The organism is Streptomyces sp. 150FB, assembly GCF_000818195.1.
Taxonomy (GTDB): Bacteria; Actinomycetota; Actinomycetes; order Streptomycetales; family Streptomycetaceae; genus Streptomyces.
In genome coordinates this window covers 1383358-1399196 of the sequence record NZ_JTHL01000001.1, presented here as the reverse complement: position 1 = coordinate 1399196, position 15839 = coordinate 1383358, and the positions used below count along the sequence as shown (strand labels likewise).

The following is a 15839-nucleotide window of genomic DNA, read 5'->3' as shown; positions in this document are numbered from 1 at the left end:
TGCGGACGGCCGTACGGGCGGAGGCGCGGCGGGCCCGGCGTACCGCCGCCAGGGAACGCCCGTACCTCCCGCACCCCGGATACCTCCCCCACGACACCGGACAGGGCCCCTCGCAGGACATCGACCCGGACCCGGCGCACGAGACCGAATCGGACCCCGCGCCCTGTGACGAACCGGCCGCAAACCCTGAAACCGGTCCCGAGTCCGCGCTCCTGCGCGCCGAAAGGCACCGCGCGCTCCGTGCGGCGGTCGCGCGTACTCCTGGTCGCTGTCCTTCTCTATTGACTGCGATGTTGTCCTCGAACGACCCCACCTACCGTGAGATCGCAGGGCAGTTGGGTATCTCACAGGGGAGTTTGGGGCCGGTACGTTCCCGGTGCCTGGGATGTCTGCGCAGAATGCTGGCGGCAGAGGTTGCGGCTCCTGAACACGGGGGAAAGGAGCGGTAGACAACCGGCGACCAGGTGAGCGGGAGGCATGCACACATGGGCATGAGCGTGACCATCTCAGCGGCGAGTGCACAGGACGCAGAACAGATCCTGAAGCTTCAGTACCTGTGTTATCAGAACGAGGCCGAGCTCTACGGCGACTACTCGATCGAGCCACTGACCCAGACCCTCGATGATCTGAGGGCCGAACTCGACGGCGGGCACGCTTTGGTGGCCCGACTCGGCGATGAAGTGGTGGCTTCGGTACGAGGCACGATCGACGACACGGGCACCGCCCGTATCGCCAGACTCATCGTCCACCCGCGGATGCGGCGGCACGGTCTCGGTGGCCGGCTGCTCGACGCGATCGAGGAGCGCTTCGCGGGGGAACCGGCCGCCAAGCGCTTCCAGCTCTTCACGGGCCGACGCGGCGAGGGCAATCTGCGGCTGTACCGCAGCCGGGGCTACGCGCCTGTGGCTTCGGAGCAGGTCGGCCCCGGACTGAAGCTCATCACCTTGCAGAAGGAGGCGGCGGCGGAGGCCTTCGTGGCCAGTTCCTGACCAGGGACGGGGTCAGGGCCGGACAAGGCCCTGGCCCCGCCGGGACTTCAGCAGCCAGATGATCCCGCTGATCGGCAGGATCACCGGGATCAAGATGTACTCCAGGCCGTACCAGGTCCATACGGTGGCATCGGCGAAGGCCGACGGCTCGACGAGTGTCCAGGTCCCGACGGTGAGTACGCCGACGAGTTCGATGCCGCAACAGAGCAGCGCCACCTTGCGCGCGGTCTCCCCGCCGCGCAGGAGCGTGTAGGTGATGAAGACGTATACCGCGCCGGCGGCGGCCGACAGCAGATAGGCCAGCGGGGCCTTCTCGTAGTCGGTGGCGATCTGGTAGATGGAGCGTGAGACGGCGCCGACCGACATCACCCCGTAGAGCCAGAGAAGCAGGACGCCGGGTCCTTGGACGAGCTTGGTGCGCCCACCGGTCGCTCCGGCTTCGGCTCCCGCTCCCGCCGCGTCGGCCGTGTGCTGCTCGTCGCCCGTTGTGTCTGTTACGCCCGTCGCGTCTGTCGTGTTTGTCGCGCCGGTCGTGGTGCTGTCCACCGTCAGCCTCCCCAGATGTCGTAGAGCCGTACTTCCAGCACGGCCAGGACGACCGCTCCGGCCGAGACCGTCACCGAGCCCCACCGTGTCCGCTCGGTCAGCGACAGGAACCCCGCGCCCGGCACCGCCACCACCGCCCCGATCAGATACGACAGGAAGATCACCGTGCCCTGGTCTGGCTTCTCGCCGCGGGCCAGCTCCACGATCCCGACCACGAGCTGCGCCAGCGCCAGCACGGACACCACGGCCATGCCTATGAAGTGCCAGTCCTTCGTGGGCTGGTCCCGGTAGGCGGCATAACCGCACCAGGCGGCGAGGGCGAGCGCGGTCACCGACACCGCGATCGTCAGGGCGACAAGCATGCGCCCGAGCGTATTACGCCCCGTAGCGCCCGACGCGCGCGCCCCCGAGGGAGCGCGCTGTCCGAATGGCGCGACGGATCAGCTCGCTCTCCGGACACTCCTCACAGGGTGTATTGACGTCTGCTTTACTTGCCGCATGACCACGACAGGCAACCGCGTATCAGCGACTGAGGCGATCACGACGCCCGGTGCTCGTTGTCGGTGTCGCTGTTGCTGTAGCTGCCGAATGTGTCGAATGTGCGCCCGCTGAGGCTCCCTGCCTGAGCTTCGAGCTCTCCTGTGGCACCGGAGACTCCGGAAGCGACAGCGACATCTGGACAGCCTTGCGCACGGTCCTCCCGCACGTCTGAGGGCGCCCCTGTGTGCCTCGGCCCTGCCCGCTCGTCGGTGCGTGTCCGGCTGCCGGACCGGCGTATGCCCCCGCTGCACTCCTTGCTCTTTGCCTCTTGTCCTTGATGCTCCTGACGCATTGCCCCGTGCCCGGCCGGCACCCCGGCGCGCACTCGACTGTGACGGATACCCCTCTGTGATCACTACTACGGGCCTGACGAAGATCTATCGGTCCGGCCATTCCCGAGGCCGCGAAGTCACCGCACTTGACGGTGTCGACCTGCACGTACGCGAGGGCGAGGTGTTCGGTGTCGTCGGCCGGAGCGGGGCGGGGAAGTCCTCGCTCATCCGCTGCGTGAATCTGCTCGAACGCCCCACGTCCGGCACCGTGACGGTCGCGGGCCAGGACCTCACCGCGCTGGCGGGGCGGGGCAGGAGGGCGGGCAAGGAGCTGCGCAGGGCGCGCAGCTCGATCGGCATGGTCTTCCAGCACTTCAACCTGCTCTCCTCCCGCACCGTCAAGGACAACGTCGAACTGCCGCTGGAGATCCTCGGTGTGCCGGGGGCCGAACGGTCCCGGCGCGCCCTGGAGCTGCTCGACCTGGTCGGTCTCGCCGACAAGGCCAAGGCCTACCCGGCCCAGCTCTCCGGCGGCCAGAAGCAGCGGGTCGGCATAGCACGCGCCCTGGCGGGCGACCCCAAGGTGCTGCTCTCCGACGAGGCGACCAGCGCGCTCGACCCCGAGACGACCCGGTCGATCCTCCAACTGCTGCGCGATCTCAATCAGCAGCTCGGTCTGACCATCCTGCTCATCACCCATGAGATGGAGGTCGTGAAGACGATCTGCGACTCGGCCGCTCTCATGCGGAACGGCCGGATCGTCGAGTCCGGCACGGTTGACGAGCTGCTCGCCACCGAGGGGTCGCAGCTCGCGCGGGAGCTGTACCCGGTGGGCGGCGCCGCCTCGGGCTCCGACCGTACGGTCCTCGACGTCACCTTCAACGGGTCGGGCACCGGCGACCGGCCGGTGATCTCGCAGCTCTCGCGTACGTACAACATCGACGTCTCGATCCTGGGCGCCGCGATGGACACGGTGGAGGGGCGCCGGGTCGGCCGAATGCGGATCGAACTGCCGGGGCGGTACGAGGACAACGTCGTCCCGGTCGGTTTCCTGCGCGAGCAGGGGCTTCATGTGGAGAGCGTCACCGTGGATCTTCCGGAGAGTGTCCCCGGTCAGCAGCGTGAACGGCTCGCGAAGGAAGATGCCAAGTGACCTGGTCCGAAATGCAGCCACTGCTGTCCCAGGGGACCCTGGACACCCTCTACATGGTGCTCTGGTCCGGGCTCGTCACCGTCGTGGGCGGGCTGCCGCTGGGCATTCTGCTCGTCCTCACCGACAAGGGCGGACTGCTTCAGAACGCGCCGGTGAACAAGGTCGTCGGCGTGATCGTGAACATCGGCCGCTCGCTGCCGTTCATCATCCTGCTGATCGCCCTGATCCCCTTCACCACTCTGGTGATCGGCACCTTCATCGGCCCCACGGCGATGATCGTGCCGCTGGCGATCGGCGCCATCCCCTTCTTCGCGCGTCTCGTCGAGACGGCGATCCGCGAGGTCGATCAGGGCCTGGTCGAAGCTGTCCAGGCGATGGGCGGCTCCATCCCCACCATCGTCGGCAAGGTGCTGCTGCCCCAGGCGCTGCCCTCGCTCGTCTCCGGCGCCACCACCACGGTCATCGCGCTCATCGGCTATTCGGCGATGGCCGGCGCCGTGGGCGGGGAAGGCCTCGGGTCCAAGGCGGTGACGTACGGATTCCAGCGCTTCGAGAACGGCTTCATGATCGCCACGGTCATCGTGCTGATCGTGATCGTGTCCGTGATCCAGCTCCTGGGCGACGTCGCCGTACGCCTGCTGGCGCGCCGCGTCCGTACGACCACCTGACGGCCTGAGCTGACGACCTGAGCTGACGGCCTGAACCGGCGCCCGACTTGATGGCCTGACCTCAGGTTTGCGCAACCTCCATCTGTCTGTTCACTTCATCCAAATACCCGAAAGAGGCACCCTCCGTGCGTACCGCACTCAAGGCCACCGCCCTCGCGGCCACCGCCGCCTTCGCTCTCTCCCTCAGCGCCTGCGGCACGTCCTCCGACCCCGGGAACTCGTCCGACGGCGGCGGTAAGAGCGACGCGTCGAAGCCGCTGATCGTCGCCGCCTCGCCGACGCCGCATGCCGACATCCTCAACTTCGTCAAGAAGAACCTGGCGGCGAAGGCCGGACTGAAGCTGGAGGTCAAGGAGTTCACGGACTACGTCCTGCCGAACACCGCGACGGAGAGCGGTGAGGTCGACGCCAACTTCTTCCAGCACAAGCCTTACCTGGACGACTTCAACAAGAAGAACCACACCCACATCGTGCCCGTGGTCAATGTTCACCTGGAGCCGCTCGGCCTCTACTCCAAGAAGATCCAGGATCTCAAGGGCATCAAGTCCGGCCAGAACATAGCGATCCCGAACGACACCACCAACGAGGGCCGCGCGCTCAAGCTCCTCGCCGACAACGGGCTGATCACCCTGAAGCCGGGCGTCGGCGCCACCGGCGGCCTCGAGGACATCAAGGACGCGAAGGGTCTGCACTTCAAGGAGCTGGAGGCCGCCACGCTGCCCCGCGCGCTGAGTGATGTCGACGCAGCCGTCATCAACGGGAACTACGCGCTTGAGGCGCACCTCAAGCCCGCCACGGACTCGCTCGCGCTGGAGAAGGCGGAAGGCAACCCGTACGCCAACTTCCTCGCGGTCAAGAAGGGCAACGAGAAGGACCCGCGCGTGCAGAAGCTCGCGAAGCTCCTCAACTCCCCTGAGGTGAAGAAGTTCATCGAGGACACCTACGACGGTTCGATCGTCCCCGTCTTCGGACCTGTCCGTTAACGGGTGAAGTAGTCGCCGTCGTACGGTTCTTGTGGGCCGGGTCGGGGGATCCGACCCGGCCATGCGCATCCGCGGGTGGATGCTGCATGCTGTGCGTTCACGACGAGCTCACGACGGACTTGCGACGGACTGAGGCATGGAGCTGCGCATGACTACCACCTTTCCGGACGTTTCCATCAGCACGGAGCGGCTGGTGCTGCGGGCTTTCGAGCCGGCCGACATCCCCGCTCACATCGAGATGATGAACGACGAACTGGTCACCGCGTGGACCTCGGTGCCGCAGCCCTACACCAAGGAGGACGCCGAGGAGTGGGTCGGCCGGATCGCTCCCGCCGAGCGCACCGCGGGGACCGGCATCGTCTTCGCCGTCAACGAGTTCCTTACGCAGCGGCTGGTCGGCATCGTCCATCTGCACAGTACGGACTGGCGCATCCTGGCCACCGAGGCGTCCTATGTGACCGCCCCCTGGGCGCGAGGTGAGGGCTATGCGACCGAGTCGGTGCTGGCCGTCGCGCAGTGGCTGTTCCGCGACCAGAAGTTCGAACGCATCGAGGTACGCACGCCCGCCGACAACACCGCTTCGCAGCAGGTCGCGCAGAAGATCGGCTGCATCAGCGAGGGTGTGCTGCGCAATTCCTGGATAGCCCGTACGCAGACCGAGGACGGGGGCTGGGCGGACATCCGTACCGACCTGATCGTCTGGAGCCTGCTCTCCGAGGACCTGGAAGGCGTCGCCGAACAGATGGCGGACGCGGGCGGTTACGCGTCCTTCACCCACTGGAACTGAGGCCGCGGGCCGCTCAGGGTCCGGTGTACGTCGACGGCGGCTCAACGACCCGGCCGCCGCGCGGTCGGTGAGCTGGGGCAGGTAATCTCACCGTGCCCACGACACCCTGCGACCACTTCGGGAGACTGACAACGATGGCCGACCGCGTCACGGTGATCGGCTGGGACGGCTCACCCCTGACCCCTGCGGCCGAGTCCGCGCTCTCCGCAGCCACGCTCGTGGCCGGAGCCGCCCACCATCTGGAACTTCCCGGAGTCCCCGAGAACGCCGAGCGCATCCGCCTCGGCAGCATCGACCTGGCGGCCCGCCGTATCGCCGGCCACCGGGGGAGTGCGGTGGTTCTCGCGGACGGCGACCCCGGATTCTTCGGCGTCGTACGCACCCTCCGGGCGCCTGAACACGGCCTTGAGGTCGAAGTCGTGCCTGCCGTGTCCGCCGTGGCGGCCGCGTTCGCCCGCGCCGGGATGGCCTGGGACGACGCGCAGGTGGTCGTCGCCCACACCCGTACGCTGCGCCGCGCCGTCAACGTGTGCCGGGCGCACACCAAGGTCGCCGTCCTCACCTCGCCGGGTGCGGGCCCCGCCGAACTCGCGCTGCTCCTCGAAGGTGTCCACCGCACCTTCGTCATCTGCGAGGAGTTGGGTACGGAACGGGAGCAAGTCACCGTCCTCACCTCCGACAAGGCCGCCGACCATGTGTGGCGCGATCCGAATATCGTCATTGTCATCGGCGGAATCGGTACGGCGGTCTCTCCGGCGTCCGGCTGGATCGCAGGACACGATCCCGGGTATCCGGCGCGGGGACGCGGCTGGGCACGGCCCACGGCCGAGTACGCCATCGAGATCGACGAGGGTGAGTCGACCTGGTTGCGCGCGGCCCAGTTGGCCAGGATCGGAGCCAGGACCGGCGATCTGATCTGGGACATCGGCTCGGGCAGCGGAGCGATCGCCGCCGAGGCGGCATGCTTCGGCGCCGCCGTGATCGCCGTGGACGAGGAGCCGGGGGCGTGCGCGAGTACGGCTGCGGCCGCGCGGCGCGCCGGCGTGCAACTCCAGGTCGTCCAGGGGCGGGCGCCCCACGTACTCGAACGGCTGCCCGAGCCCGATGTCGTACGGATCGGAGGCGGCGGGGTGGATGTCGTGATCGCGTGCGCCGACCGCAGGCCCGAGCGGATCGTCACGCACGCGGCGACGCGGGACGAGGCCGAGGCGATCACCGCCGCCCTGACGGACGGGGGTTACGAGGTGGAATGCGCCCTGCTCCAGTCGGTGGAGATGGACACGGGCGACTGGGAGGAACGGGAGCGTTCCGTCGTCTTCCTGCTCTCGGGCCGGCGCCCGGAAAGCACCGTCTGACCACGCCCCCTGCCCCGCCGCCGAGGAGCGGGAGGTAGGCTGGCCGATCGTTGTACCGCAGCCGGTCGTTCGTCGCTTCGTGCGTCAATGTCCGGAAAAGGGGCCCGTTTTGGGCCTCCCTGTGATACGGCGGGAGCGGGGGACGCGCGACGTGGCGTAGTCCACAGCGGACCGTGGCGGATCTCCTTCCCACGGTCGGGAAAGGCCGCGAAAATACGTGATGACCGCGTGGCCGTTCGTGCCGCGCGGCGCTCACGCTCGTTGTTCTTGACGGGCGCGCCGACGGTGCCGCTGACAGGGCGCCCCGGTGAAGGGCCGAAGGAGCACAACCAATGGGCGAGGGGTACGCATGACTGACACCGGCCAGATCCCGGGCGAGGTACTGCCGGAGAACGCGGGCACGGTGGAGGAGCAGGGCAGCCTCGCCTCTGGGTCTGGGTCTGGGGCTGGGTCTGCTGTGGGTGCTTCTGGTGTGCACCGTGCTCCTGGTGTTGAGGGTGCCGCTTCTGTGGGTGCTGTGGGTGCCCAGGGCGCTCAGGTTCTTGATGCGTACGGCTCCTCGTATCCGGGTGCCTCCGAGAGTGCTCCGGAGGACGAAGACCTGTTGCTGATGCCGAGCGCGCAGGGGGCGTGGGGGGACCCGCAGCCGGTGCCGTCCGACACTTCGATGGCTCCGATGGCTTACGCGACTCCGGTGGCTACGTACGAGGTTCCTGGTGCGTATGAGGCTCCGGCTGTTGGTCCTGTGGTGGCTCCCGTGGGGGCTCCGGTTGCGGCTCCCGTGGCTTATGCGGTGCAGGCTCAGGTGCCGCCTATAGACGAGCCGGCGCCGGTTCCCGCGCCGGAACCGGTCGCGGAGATGGCGGAGGCGCAGCAGTTTCCTGCGAGTTATGGGCAGCAGGCCGAGCCGGTCGCCGAGTCCGGGCCGGTTGCCGAGCAGGGTGCGCATGAGGCCGGTGGGCGGGATTCCGGGTCGGTGGATCTGAGTGCCGTACGGATTCCGCCGCTTGTGGCGGAGCCTGAGACTGAGCCCACGCCCGAGCCCGACCCCGCGCTTGTGTCCGAGCCGGTGGCGGTGCCGGAGCCTGAGCCGGTGGCTGTGCCGGTCGCTGTGGCTGTACCGGCGCCCGCGCCTACTCCGGTGCGCCGGCCGCTGCACATGGGGCCGCCGGTTCCGGACGCCACAGGTGGAGTGGTGCGTTCGCTCGCCGATCGTGGGCCCGCGGGGGCGGCCGTACAGGTTGCTCCGGTGACTGTGCCCGCGCCGGTGCCCGCGCCTGCGCCGGTGTCCTCCCCTGTGTCTGTGGCGGTGCCTGTGCCGGTGCCTGTTTCCGTTCCTGAGCCCGAGCCCGCGCAGGAAGTCGAGTCCGAGCCTGTTGCCGGACTGGCGCCGGGGCCGGAGTACTTGGACGTTCCGCAGGAGGACGCGACCGTTCTGCCCGGGCCGCAGTTGGCTGACATTCCGGCTCAGGCCTCAGCTCCCTGGACGCCTGAGCCGCCAGCAGAAACGGTCGTTCCTGAGCCGGTGGCTGAGGAAGCGGTCGTGGTGGCGGAGGAGACGCCTGAGGTCGTGTCGGTGGACGCGCCGGTGGAGGTGCCGGACGTGCCTGTGGCTGTTGTGGCACCGGAGGTTGTCGAGGAGCCGGAGGCCGTTGCCGAGGTGGCGGTGTCGGAGCCCGTGCCCGAGCCCGTGCCCGAGCCCGTTTCTGAAGTTGTGGTCGAGGAGCCGGAAGACTCGGCTGGCGAGGTTCTTCCTGACCCCGAGGTGCCCGTAGTTGTCGAAACGGCGCCGGAATTGGCGCCGGAATTGGCGCCGGAAGCGGTGGCGGAACCCGAACTCGCGCCCGAGCCTGAGCCCCTGCCCGCCGCCGCGTCCGGTTACGACGACGCCGAGCGCGACACCGTACTGCGTGTCATGCGCGAGCGGCGTGACATCCGTAACGGCTTCCGTTCCGACCCGATTCCGCACGAGGTGCTGCTGCGCGTCCTGGAGGCCGCGCACACCGCGCCCAGCGTGGGCCACTCCCAGCCCTGGGACTTCGTGGTCATTCGGTCGGCCGAGACCCGGCGTTCCATGCACGAACTGGCACAGCGTCAGCGCGATGCCTACGCCAAGTCGCTGCCGAAGGGCCGGGCCAAGCAGTTCAAGGAACTGAAGATCGAGGCGATCCTCGACACCCCCGTGAACATCGTGGTCACCGCCGACCCGACACGCGGCGGCCGCCACACCCTCGGCCGGCACACCCAGCCGCAGATGGCGCCGTACTCCTCCGCGCTCGCCGTCGAGAACCTCTGGCTCGCGTCGCGTGCGGAAGGCCTCGGGGTTGGTTGGGTCAGCTTCTTCGACGAGCGCGAGATGGTGCGCGCGCTGGGTCTGCCCGAGCATCTGGAGGTTGTGGCGTATCTGTGTGTCGGGTACGTCGACGAGTTCCCCGAGGAGCCCGAGCTGATGCAGGCGGGCTGGTCCAAGCGCCGCCCGCTGTCGTGGGTGGTGCACGAGGAGACGTACGGGCGGAGGGCCCTGCCGGGCGAGCAGCCGCACGACCTGCTTCAGGAGACCATTTCGACCATCAGGCCGCTGGACGCGAAGGCGCTGGGGGAGGCGTGGGAGCGACAGAAGCGGATGACCAAGCCGGCCGGCGCGCTCGGGATGCTGGAGATCATCTCCGCGCAGCTCAGCGGGCTGTCCCGGATGTGCCCGCCGCCGATCCCGGAGCCCGCCGCTGTCGCGATCTTCGCGGGTGATCATGGCGTGCACGCGCAGGGGGTCACCCCCTGGCCCCAGGAGGTGACGGCTCAGATGGTCGCCAACTTCCTGGGCGGGGGCGCGGTGTGCAACGCGTTCGCCGCTCAGGTCGGGGCCGAGGTGTGTGTCATCGACGTCGGTGTGGCGAGCGAACTGCCCGCTACGCCGGGGCTGCTGCCCCGGAAGGTACGGGCGGCGACGGCCGACTTCACCACCGGGCCGGCCATGAGCCGCGAGGAAGTGCTGAAGGCGGTCAACGTCGGTATCGAGACCGCGCGTGATCTCGTGGCTGCGGGTAACAAGGCGCTGATCACGGGAGAGATGGGGATCGCCAACACCACGGTGTCGGCGGCGCTGATCTCCGTTTATACGGATGCGGACCCGGCAGAGGTCACCGGACGCGGCACCGGTATCAACGACGAGACGCACGCGCGGAAGGTCGATGTCGTACGGCGTGGCCTGGAGCTCCACCGTCCGGACCCCGCGGATCCCATTGGTGTCATGGCGGCGGTCGGCGGTCTGGAGCACGCGGCCCTGGTCGGCTTCATCCTGGGCGGTGCGTCGATGCGTACGCCGGTGATTCTGGACGGTGTGAGCGCGGGAGCGGCAGCGCTGGTGGCGCGGGCGATCGCGCCGGAGGCGCTGGCTGCTTGCATCGCGGGGCACCGGAGTGCGGAGCCCGGCCACCTGGCGGCCTTGAACAAGCTGGGGCTGCGTCCCCTGGTCGATCTGGACCTGCGGCTCGGTGAGGGCACGGGTGCGTTGTTGGCCCTGCCGGTGGTGCAGAGTGCGGCGCGTGCGATGCATGAGGTGGCTACGTTTGATTCTGCGGGGGTTACGGAGAAGTAGGGCTGGTTGCGCTGGTTGCTGGTTGCTGGTCGCTGTTTGTTGGCGGCTGCGGGTTCGGGCCGGCGGTCGGGGTGGGCCGGGTCTGTGGTGGTGAGGGTCGGGCCGCCCCTTTTTGTTGATTTTCGCGGTTCCGGGGTGGGTGTCAAGGGCGCTCCTGCGTCGCGTCGGCTGCGCCGATTCCGCTGCGCTCCACCCTTGGCACCCACCCCTCCACCGCAACTGCAACTTGAGGGGGGCGGCCCCAGGGGGGAGACTCCCCGGGGACGCTCGCTTGTTCTGGCGCTTTGCGGCCGGGTGCGGGTTGCTTGCCCTGCGGGCTCCCTGTGGGGTGCCCTTGTCTGTTGTGGTGCCTGTTTCCTGTGGGGCCCTTGTTCTGCGGGGTGCGTCGCGCTGTCTTGGCCGGCTGTCTTTTGTGTGTGTCGGTGCGTGAGGGTGTGGCTGTGGCTACCGGCTCGTGCTCCGTGTTCCTGCTGGCCGTAAAGTGGGCTCCACCTGCCGCTTCGTTGTCCAGCGGCCCCCTTCTCGCATTGCGTCGCCGCCCTAGGAGCCCCTACCGACATGGCCGAGCCTTTGAACGTCGAGCGTCCCGCGTACCCCGTTGGGCTTCGGCTGTCCGGGCGGCGGGTTGTTGTTGTGGGTGCCGGGCAGGTTGCTCAGCGGCGGCTTCCCGCGTTGATTGCTGCGGGGGCCGACATTGTGCTTGTGTCGCCGTCGGCCACGCCCTCTGTTGAAGCGATGGCCGGGGCCGGGGAGATTCGCTGGGAGCGCAGGCCTTATGCCGAGGGGGATCTCGCCGGGGCCTGGTACGCGCTTGTGGCGTCCAGTGACCCGGTGGCCAATGCGGCGGCGTCCGCTGAGGCTGAGCGGGGGCGGGTTTGGTGCGTGCGCAGTGATGACGCGGAGGCCGCTACTGCTTGGACGCCTGCCACCGGGCGCAGTGAGGGGGTGACCGTGGCTGTGTTGACGGGGCACGATCCGCGTCGGTCGGCCGGTCTGCGGGACGCGATTGTTGAAGGGCTGCGTGATGGCAGTCTTTCCGCACCGCATCATCGTCGGCGCCCGAAGGGCGTTGCTCTGGTCGGGGGTGGGCCCGGGGATCCTGATTTGATCACTGTGCGTGGGCGTCGGCTGCTTGCTGAGGCTGATGTTGTCATCGCGGATCGGCTGGGGCCACGGGATCTGCTGGATGAGCTGCCGCCGCATGTCGAGGTCATTGACGCGGCGAAGATTCCGTACGGGCGGGCCATGGCGCAGGAGGCGATCAATGACGCGTTGATCGAACATGCCCGGGCGGGTAAGGCCGTGGTCAGGCTGAAGGGTGGGGATCCCTTTGTTTTCGGTCGGGGCATGGAGGAGGTGCACGCCTTGGCTGCCGCCGGGATCGCCTGCACTGTGGTGCCTGGTATCTCCAGCTCCATCAGTGTGCCGGGCGCTGTGGGGATCCCCGTCACGCATCGGGGGGTCGCGCACGAGTTCACCGTTGTGAGCGGGCATGTCGCGCCTGACGATGATCGTTCGCTTGTCGACTGGGCGGCGCTGGCTCGCTCGCGGGGGACGCTCGTGCTGTTGATGGCCGTCGACAAGATCGGGGCCATCGCGCGGGCGCTGATCGAACACGGGAAGGCGCCGGAGACGCGGGTCGCTCTGGTGCAGGAGGGTACGACCGCTGCTCAGCGGCGGGTCGACGCCACTCTTGCGACCGTGGGCGAGGTCGCGCGGGCCGAGGACGTACGGCCTCCGGCCGTCATCGTCATCGGTGACGTTGTTGCGCTTGGTTGATCTGGAGGCACCCCTTGGAACTCATTGACGACCCCCACGATCCGCGTCTCGGGGATTATGTCGGGCTGACGGACGTTGAGCTGCGTCGGCGGCGCGAGCCCGCTGAGGGCCTCTTCATCGCCGAGGGCGAGAAGGTCATCCGGCGTGCCACGGAGGCCGGTTACGCGATGCGTTCGATGCTGCTCTCCGCCAAGTGGGTCGACACCATGCGGGACATCATCGAGGCGTCATCGGCCCCGGTGTACGCCGTCAGCCCCGAGTTGGCCGAACAGGTCACCGGCTATCACGTGCACCGGGGGGCTCTTGCCTCCATGGGGCGTAAGCCGTTGCCGAGTGCTGATGATCTGCTCTCGGAGGCGCGGCGGGTTGTTGTGATGGAGGCGGTGAATGATCACACGAATATTGGTGCGATCTTCCGCAGCGCCGCGGCTCTTGGGATGGACGCCGTGCTGCTCTCGCCGGACTGTGCCGATCCGCTCTACCGGCGGTCGGTGAAGGTCTCGATGGGTGCGGTCTTCTCCGTGCCGTACGCGCGGCTCGGAGCGTGGCCCCGGTCGCTGGAGACCGTACGGGAGGCGGGGTTCGAGCTGTTGGCGCTGACGCCTGACGCGAAGGCCGAATCCATGGACGAGGTCGCTCCGCATCGGCTGGAGCGGGTCGCGCTGATGCTCGGCGCCGAGGGGGACGGGTTGTCGCGGCGGGCGCTGGACGCCGCTGACCGGTGGGTTCGTATCCCCATGGCCCATGGGGTGGATTCGCTCAACGTGGGGGCCGCGGCGGCTGTCGCTTTCTACGCTGTCGCTACGGGCCGGCCGGGACTCTGACGCTCAGAGTTTCTGCGCTGCCGCGATGCCCAGCGCGACGATGAGGGTGACCACGAAGAAGACGATGAGCCGCTGGCGCAGGAGGCGGGGGTTGGCGGGGCGGCGGCCGGTCTTGCGGGGGGCGCGGTTGGCCGGGGGCGACTGGCGGGGCCTGGTGCCGTTCGTACGCTGTGACTGGCCGGTGTTCCGGGAGGGCGGGCGGGGGGCCGAGGTGCGGCTCTTCGGGCGTTCCGTGCCGCGCTCCACGCTGCGCTCCGTGTAGCGCTCGGTCATCCGGCCCGTCGGTACGTCCTGCTCGCGGCGCTCGCGCTGCGCTGGGGGCCGGCTCTCCGGCAGGCCCTGGGCCTCCCTGGCCGCGATCTCCTTGAGCCGCATGGACAGTTGAAGCGTGCTGGGGCGCTCCTCCGGGTCCTTGGCGAGGCACGCGCGTACGAGCGGGGCGAGCGCGTCCGGTACGCCGTGGAGCTGGGCCTCCTCGTGCACCACCCGGTAGAGCATGACCTCGGAACTGCCGTGCCCGAAAGGTGATTCGGACGTCGCCGCGTAAGCGAGCGTCGCCCCGAGGGAGAACACGTCGGTCGCGGGCGTCACCGCGGCGCCCCGCACCTGCTCCGGTGCCAGGAAGCCGGGCGAGCCGACCGCCGTACCGACATGGGTCAGCGTGCTGGCCCCGGTCGCCCAGGCGATGCCGAAGTCGATGATGCGCGGGCCCTTGGGGGAGAGCAGGATGTTCGAAGGCTTGAGGTCGCGGTGGACCACCCCGGCCTCGTGCACCGCCACCAGCCCCTCGGACAGCGCCGCACCCACGGAAGCCACGTCGGCGGCGGACAGCGGCCCTTCCTCGTTCACCTTGTCGTGCAGCGAGGGCCCCGGTACGTACTGGGTGGCGAACCACGGCCGTTCGGCGTCCAGGTCCGCCGCCACCAGCCGGGCCGTACAGCCGCCGCGAATACGCCGCGCGGCGGAGACCTCCCGGGCGAACCGGGACCTGAATTCCTGATCCTCGGCCAGATCCGGCCTGATCACCTTCAGCGCCACCCGCTGGCCGCGCCGGTCCGAACCCAGGTAGACAACCCCCATACCGCCCGCGCCGAGCCGCCTGTGAAGCCTGAACGAACCGACGACACGCGGGTCCTCGCGCCGGAGCCGCATCATCGCCATGTCCATCCCCGCTGCCCGGTCGTCCGTGTGACGTGGCACAGCTTACGTATAGGCGCCCCGGTGCGCTCATAGGCCGCGCCCTCACGGGCCGACGGATTGTCAGTGCCGGGTGGGAAAATCGAAGAGTGGTCGGGGGACAGCGGATCCAGGGCCCCCCGGCCCGTGCGAGATCTCAATGGTCCGTCGCAGAAGGGGGAGTTGGATCGTGAAGGGTGACCGTGTGGAGATAGTGGTGGACGCCGGGGACACGACCCGTACGTACGAGGTGGTGGCGAGCAGGGCGGGCCGCCGGGTGGAGACGGCGGTGCGCCGCGGCGTGGTGGAAGTGAGCGAAGTCACCCGCAGCGGAACGGTGGTGCGCACCGCGCGATTCATGGCCACGCGCGTGCTCGCACTGGTCGAGCAGCCGGTGCCCAGGGAGGAGTCCTCGGAGCGTCACCTCCGGGAAGACCCCAAGGCGTAGCGCGCCCTCTCCACCCAGGGGAGTACGCGACCGGTACGCGGCTCATCCTCCGGGAGGCCCGGGAATCGGTACGCGGGCATGACGCCCGGGCCCTGTCGCGTCCCTAGAGTTGAAGTCAAGCGGCGGGTGATGCACTCGTCCCCCGAGGTCAGACGCCCGCCGCTGCGATCCGAACAGGAGAGGAACCATGGCCGACACCGCCACGCGGACAATGATCCGCACGCGAGGACGCAAGGCGTTCGCCGCGTTCGGCGGGGCCCGGTCCGGCACCCGTCACCCCCTGGTGGCGACTGCCATGGTTCTTCCCCTGGCGGCCCTGCTCGTAGTCGTCTTCGGCGGCTGGGACGCAGTGGTCACACAGGCGTCGTCCGTGGGCGTGATGCTGGGGCGCTGAGCGGCGCTTCAGACCCGGCAGAGCGGTCCGGGTCGGAACATCCGGCCAACAACCCCGTGGGGACGGGGGTGCGGCGGACGGCAGCGTTTGGCCGGTTGGCTGGGGAGCTGACCGGCCATCGCGCTGTCCGGGTTCGTCCTGATGCCAGGGCTGGTTCCGGCGTCGGGCCTCGTTCAGGTGTCCGGGCGCCGCCCGTAAGCTCTCCGCCGGACCACACACCGCACCGGGGGACACCGTGACCGTATCCGTCGTCCAGGCGCTCACCGAAGCCGCCCGCGACGCCGCCCACCGCACGCTGCCCGGGCCGCGCTGCCGCGCCTGCGGCCGACG

At 69.0% G+C, this 15839-nt stretch carries 14 protein-coding genes and 1 pseudogene; 12 read left to right on the top strand and 3 right to left on the bottom strand.

Going from position 1 to position 15839, the window contains the following annotated elements; genetic code table 11:
* Together QR77_RS43215 and QR77_RS05595 are read left to right on the top strand one after the other, a co-directional pair.
* Positions 1-449: pseudogene (locus QR77_RS43215) on the top strand (hypothetical protein); the annotation flags it as partial.
* A gap of 36 nt (positions 450-485) precedes the next feature.
* Complete coding sequence (locus QR77_RS05595) at positions 486-989, top strand: GNAT family N-acetyltransferase (protein WP_040020012.1); 504 nt, start codon at positions 486-488, stop codon at positions 987-989.
* Positions 990-1001: 12 nt separating this feature from the next.
* Here the strand turns inward: QR77_RS05595 and QR77_RS05590 are convergent, their stop codons facing one another.
* Positions 1002-1379, bottom strand: coding sequence for a hypothetical protein (locus QR77_RS05590; protein ID WP_052489537.1), 378 nt, complete (start codon positions 1377-1379; stop codon positions 1002-1004).
* 158 nt (positions 1380-1537) lie between these two features.
* A complete protein-coding gene (locus QR77_RS05585) occupies positions 1538-1897 on the bottom strand; it encodes a hypothetical protein (RefSeq protein WP_040020010.1) in 360 nt (119 codons plus the stop codon).
* Between the two features lie 526 nt (positions 1898-2423).
* Between QR77_RS05585 and QR77_RS05580 the strand changes: the two genes are divergently transcribed.
* The 8 genes from QR77_RS05580 to QR77_RS05545 all read left to right on the top strand — a co-directional run bounded on the left by QR77_RS05580 (position 2424) and on the right by QR77_RS05545 (position 13491).
* Positions 2424-3500 (top strand): ATP-binding cassette domain-containing protein, encoded by a 1077-nt coding sequence (locus tag QR77_RS05580; protein ID WP_040020009.1) that lies wholly within the window; start codon positions 2424-2426, stop codon positions 3498-3500.
* Positions 3497-4168 carry a methionine ABC transporter permease gene (locus tag QR77_RS05575; RefSeq protein ID WP_040020008.1) on the top strand — a complete coding sequence of 224 codons (672 nt, stop codon included), beginning with the start codon at positions 3497-3499 and terminating at the stop codon, positions 4166-4168. The genes QR77_RS05580 and QR77_RS05575 overlap by 4 nt, the downstream gene beginning before the upstream one ends.
* Before the next feature lie 125 nt (positions 4169-4293).
* Positions 4294-5151 carry a MetQ/NlpA family ABC transporter substrate-binding protein gene (locus QR77_RS05570; RefSeq protein ID WP_040020006.1) on the top strand — a complete coding sequence of 286 codons (858 nt, stop codon included), beginning with the start codon at positions 4294-4296 and terminating at the stop codon, positions 5149-5151.
* 148 nt (positions 5152-5299) lie between these two features.
* Complete coding sequence (locus QR77_RS05565) at positions 5300-5938, top strand: GNAT family N-acetyltransferase (protein WP_052489536.1); 639 nt, start codon at positions 5300-5302, stop codon at positions 5936-5938.
* Between the two features lie 134 nt (positions 5939-6072).
* A complete protein-coding gene (gene cbiE, locus QR77_RS05560; RefSeq protein ID WP_040020004.1) occupies positions 6073-7293 on the top strand; it encodes a precorrin-6y C5,15-methyltransferase (decarboxylating) subunit CbiE in 1221 nt (406 codons plus the stop codon).
* 349 nt (positions 7294-7642) lie between these two features.
* Positions 7643-10888 (top strand): nicotinate-nucleotide--dimethylbenzimidazole phosphoribosyltransferase, encoded by a 3246-nt coding sequence (cobT, locus tag QR77_RS05555; protein ID WP_040020003.1) that lies wholly within the window; start codon positions 7643-7645, stop codon positions 10886-10888.
* A gap of 558 nt (positions 10889-11446) precedes the next feature.
* Entirely contained in the window at positions 11447-12667 is a 1221-nt protein-coding gene (gene cobA / locus QR77_RS05550; protein WP_040020002.1) for a uroporphyrinogen-III C-methyltransferase, read from the top strand.
* Between the two features lie 14 nt (positions 12668-12681).
* The gene (locus QR77_RS05545) at positions 12682-13491 is read left to right on the top strand and encodes an RNA methyltransferase (RefSeq protein ID WP_040020001.1); all 810 of its coding nucleotides are present in this window, start codon (positions 12682-12684) and stop codon (positions 13489-13491) included.
* A 3-nt stretch (positions 13492-13494) separates the two neighbouring features.
* Here QR77_RS05545 and QR77_RS05540 read toward each other — a convergent pair whose 3' ends face one another.
* Positions 13495-14652, bottom strand: coding sequence for a serine/threonine-protein kinase (locus QR77_RS05540; RefSeq protein WP_078877750.1), 1158 nt, complete (start codon positions 14650-14652; stop codon positions 13495-13497).
* 205 nt (positions 14653-14857) lie between these two features.
* Here QR77_RS05540 and QR77_RS05535 point away from each other — a divergent pair, with 205 nt between their 5' ends.
* The gene (locus QR77_RS05535) at positions 14858-15115 is read left to right on the top strand and encodes a hypothetical protein (RefSeq protein ID WP_040019998.1); all 258 of its coding nucleotides are present in this window, start codon (positions 14858-14860) and stop codon (positions 15113-15115) included.
* 187 nt (positions 15116-15302) lie between these two features.
* Complete coding sequence (locus tag QR77_RS05530; RefSeq protein WP_040019997.1) at positions 15303-15509, top strand: hypothetical protein; 207 nt, start codon at positions 15303-15305, stop codon at positions 15507-15509.
* The last annotated feature ends 330 nt before the right edge of the window (positions 15510-15839 follow it).

Bases quoted from the DNA above. Each gene is read 5' to 3' on its own strand.
- cobA (WP_040020002.1), top strand. From the start codon at position 11,447: ATGGCCGAGCCTTTGAACGTCGAGCGTCCCGCGTACCCCGTTGGGCTT.
- QR77_RS05530 (WP_040019997.1), top strand. From the start codon at position 15,303: ATGGCCGACACCGCCACGCGGACAATGATCCGCACGCGAGGACGCAAG.
- QR77_RS05595 (WP_040020012.1), top strand. From the start codon at position 486: ATGGGCATGAGCGTGACCATCTCAGCGGCGAGTGCACAGGACGCAGAA.
- cobT (WP_040020003.1), top strand. From the start codon at position 7,643: ATGACTGACACCGGCCAGATCCCGGGCGAGGTACTGCCGGAGAACGCG.
- cbiE (WP_040020004.1), top strand. From the start codon at position 6,073: ATGGCCGACCGCGTCACGGTGATCGGCTGGGACGGCTCACCCCTGACC.
- QR77_RS05540 (WP_078877750.1), bottom strand. From the start codon at position 14,652: ATGGCGATGATGCGGCTCCGGCGCGAGGACCCGCGTGTCGTCGGTTCG.
- QR77_RS05565 (WP_052489536.1), top strand. From the start codon at position 5,300: ATGACTACCACCTTTCCGGACGTTTCCATCAGCACGGAGCGGCTGGTG.
- QR77_RS05585 (WP_040020010.1), bottom strand. From the start codon at position 1,897: ATGCTTGTCGCCCTGACGATCGCGGTGTCGGTGACCGCGCTCGCCCTC.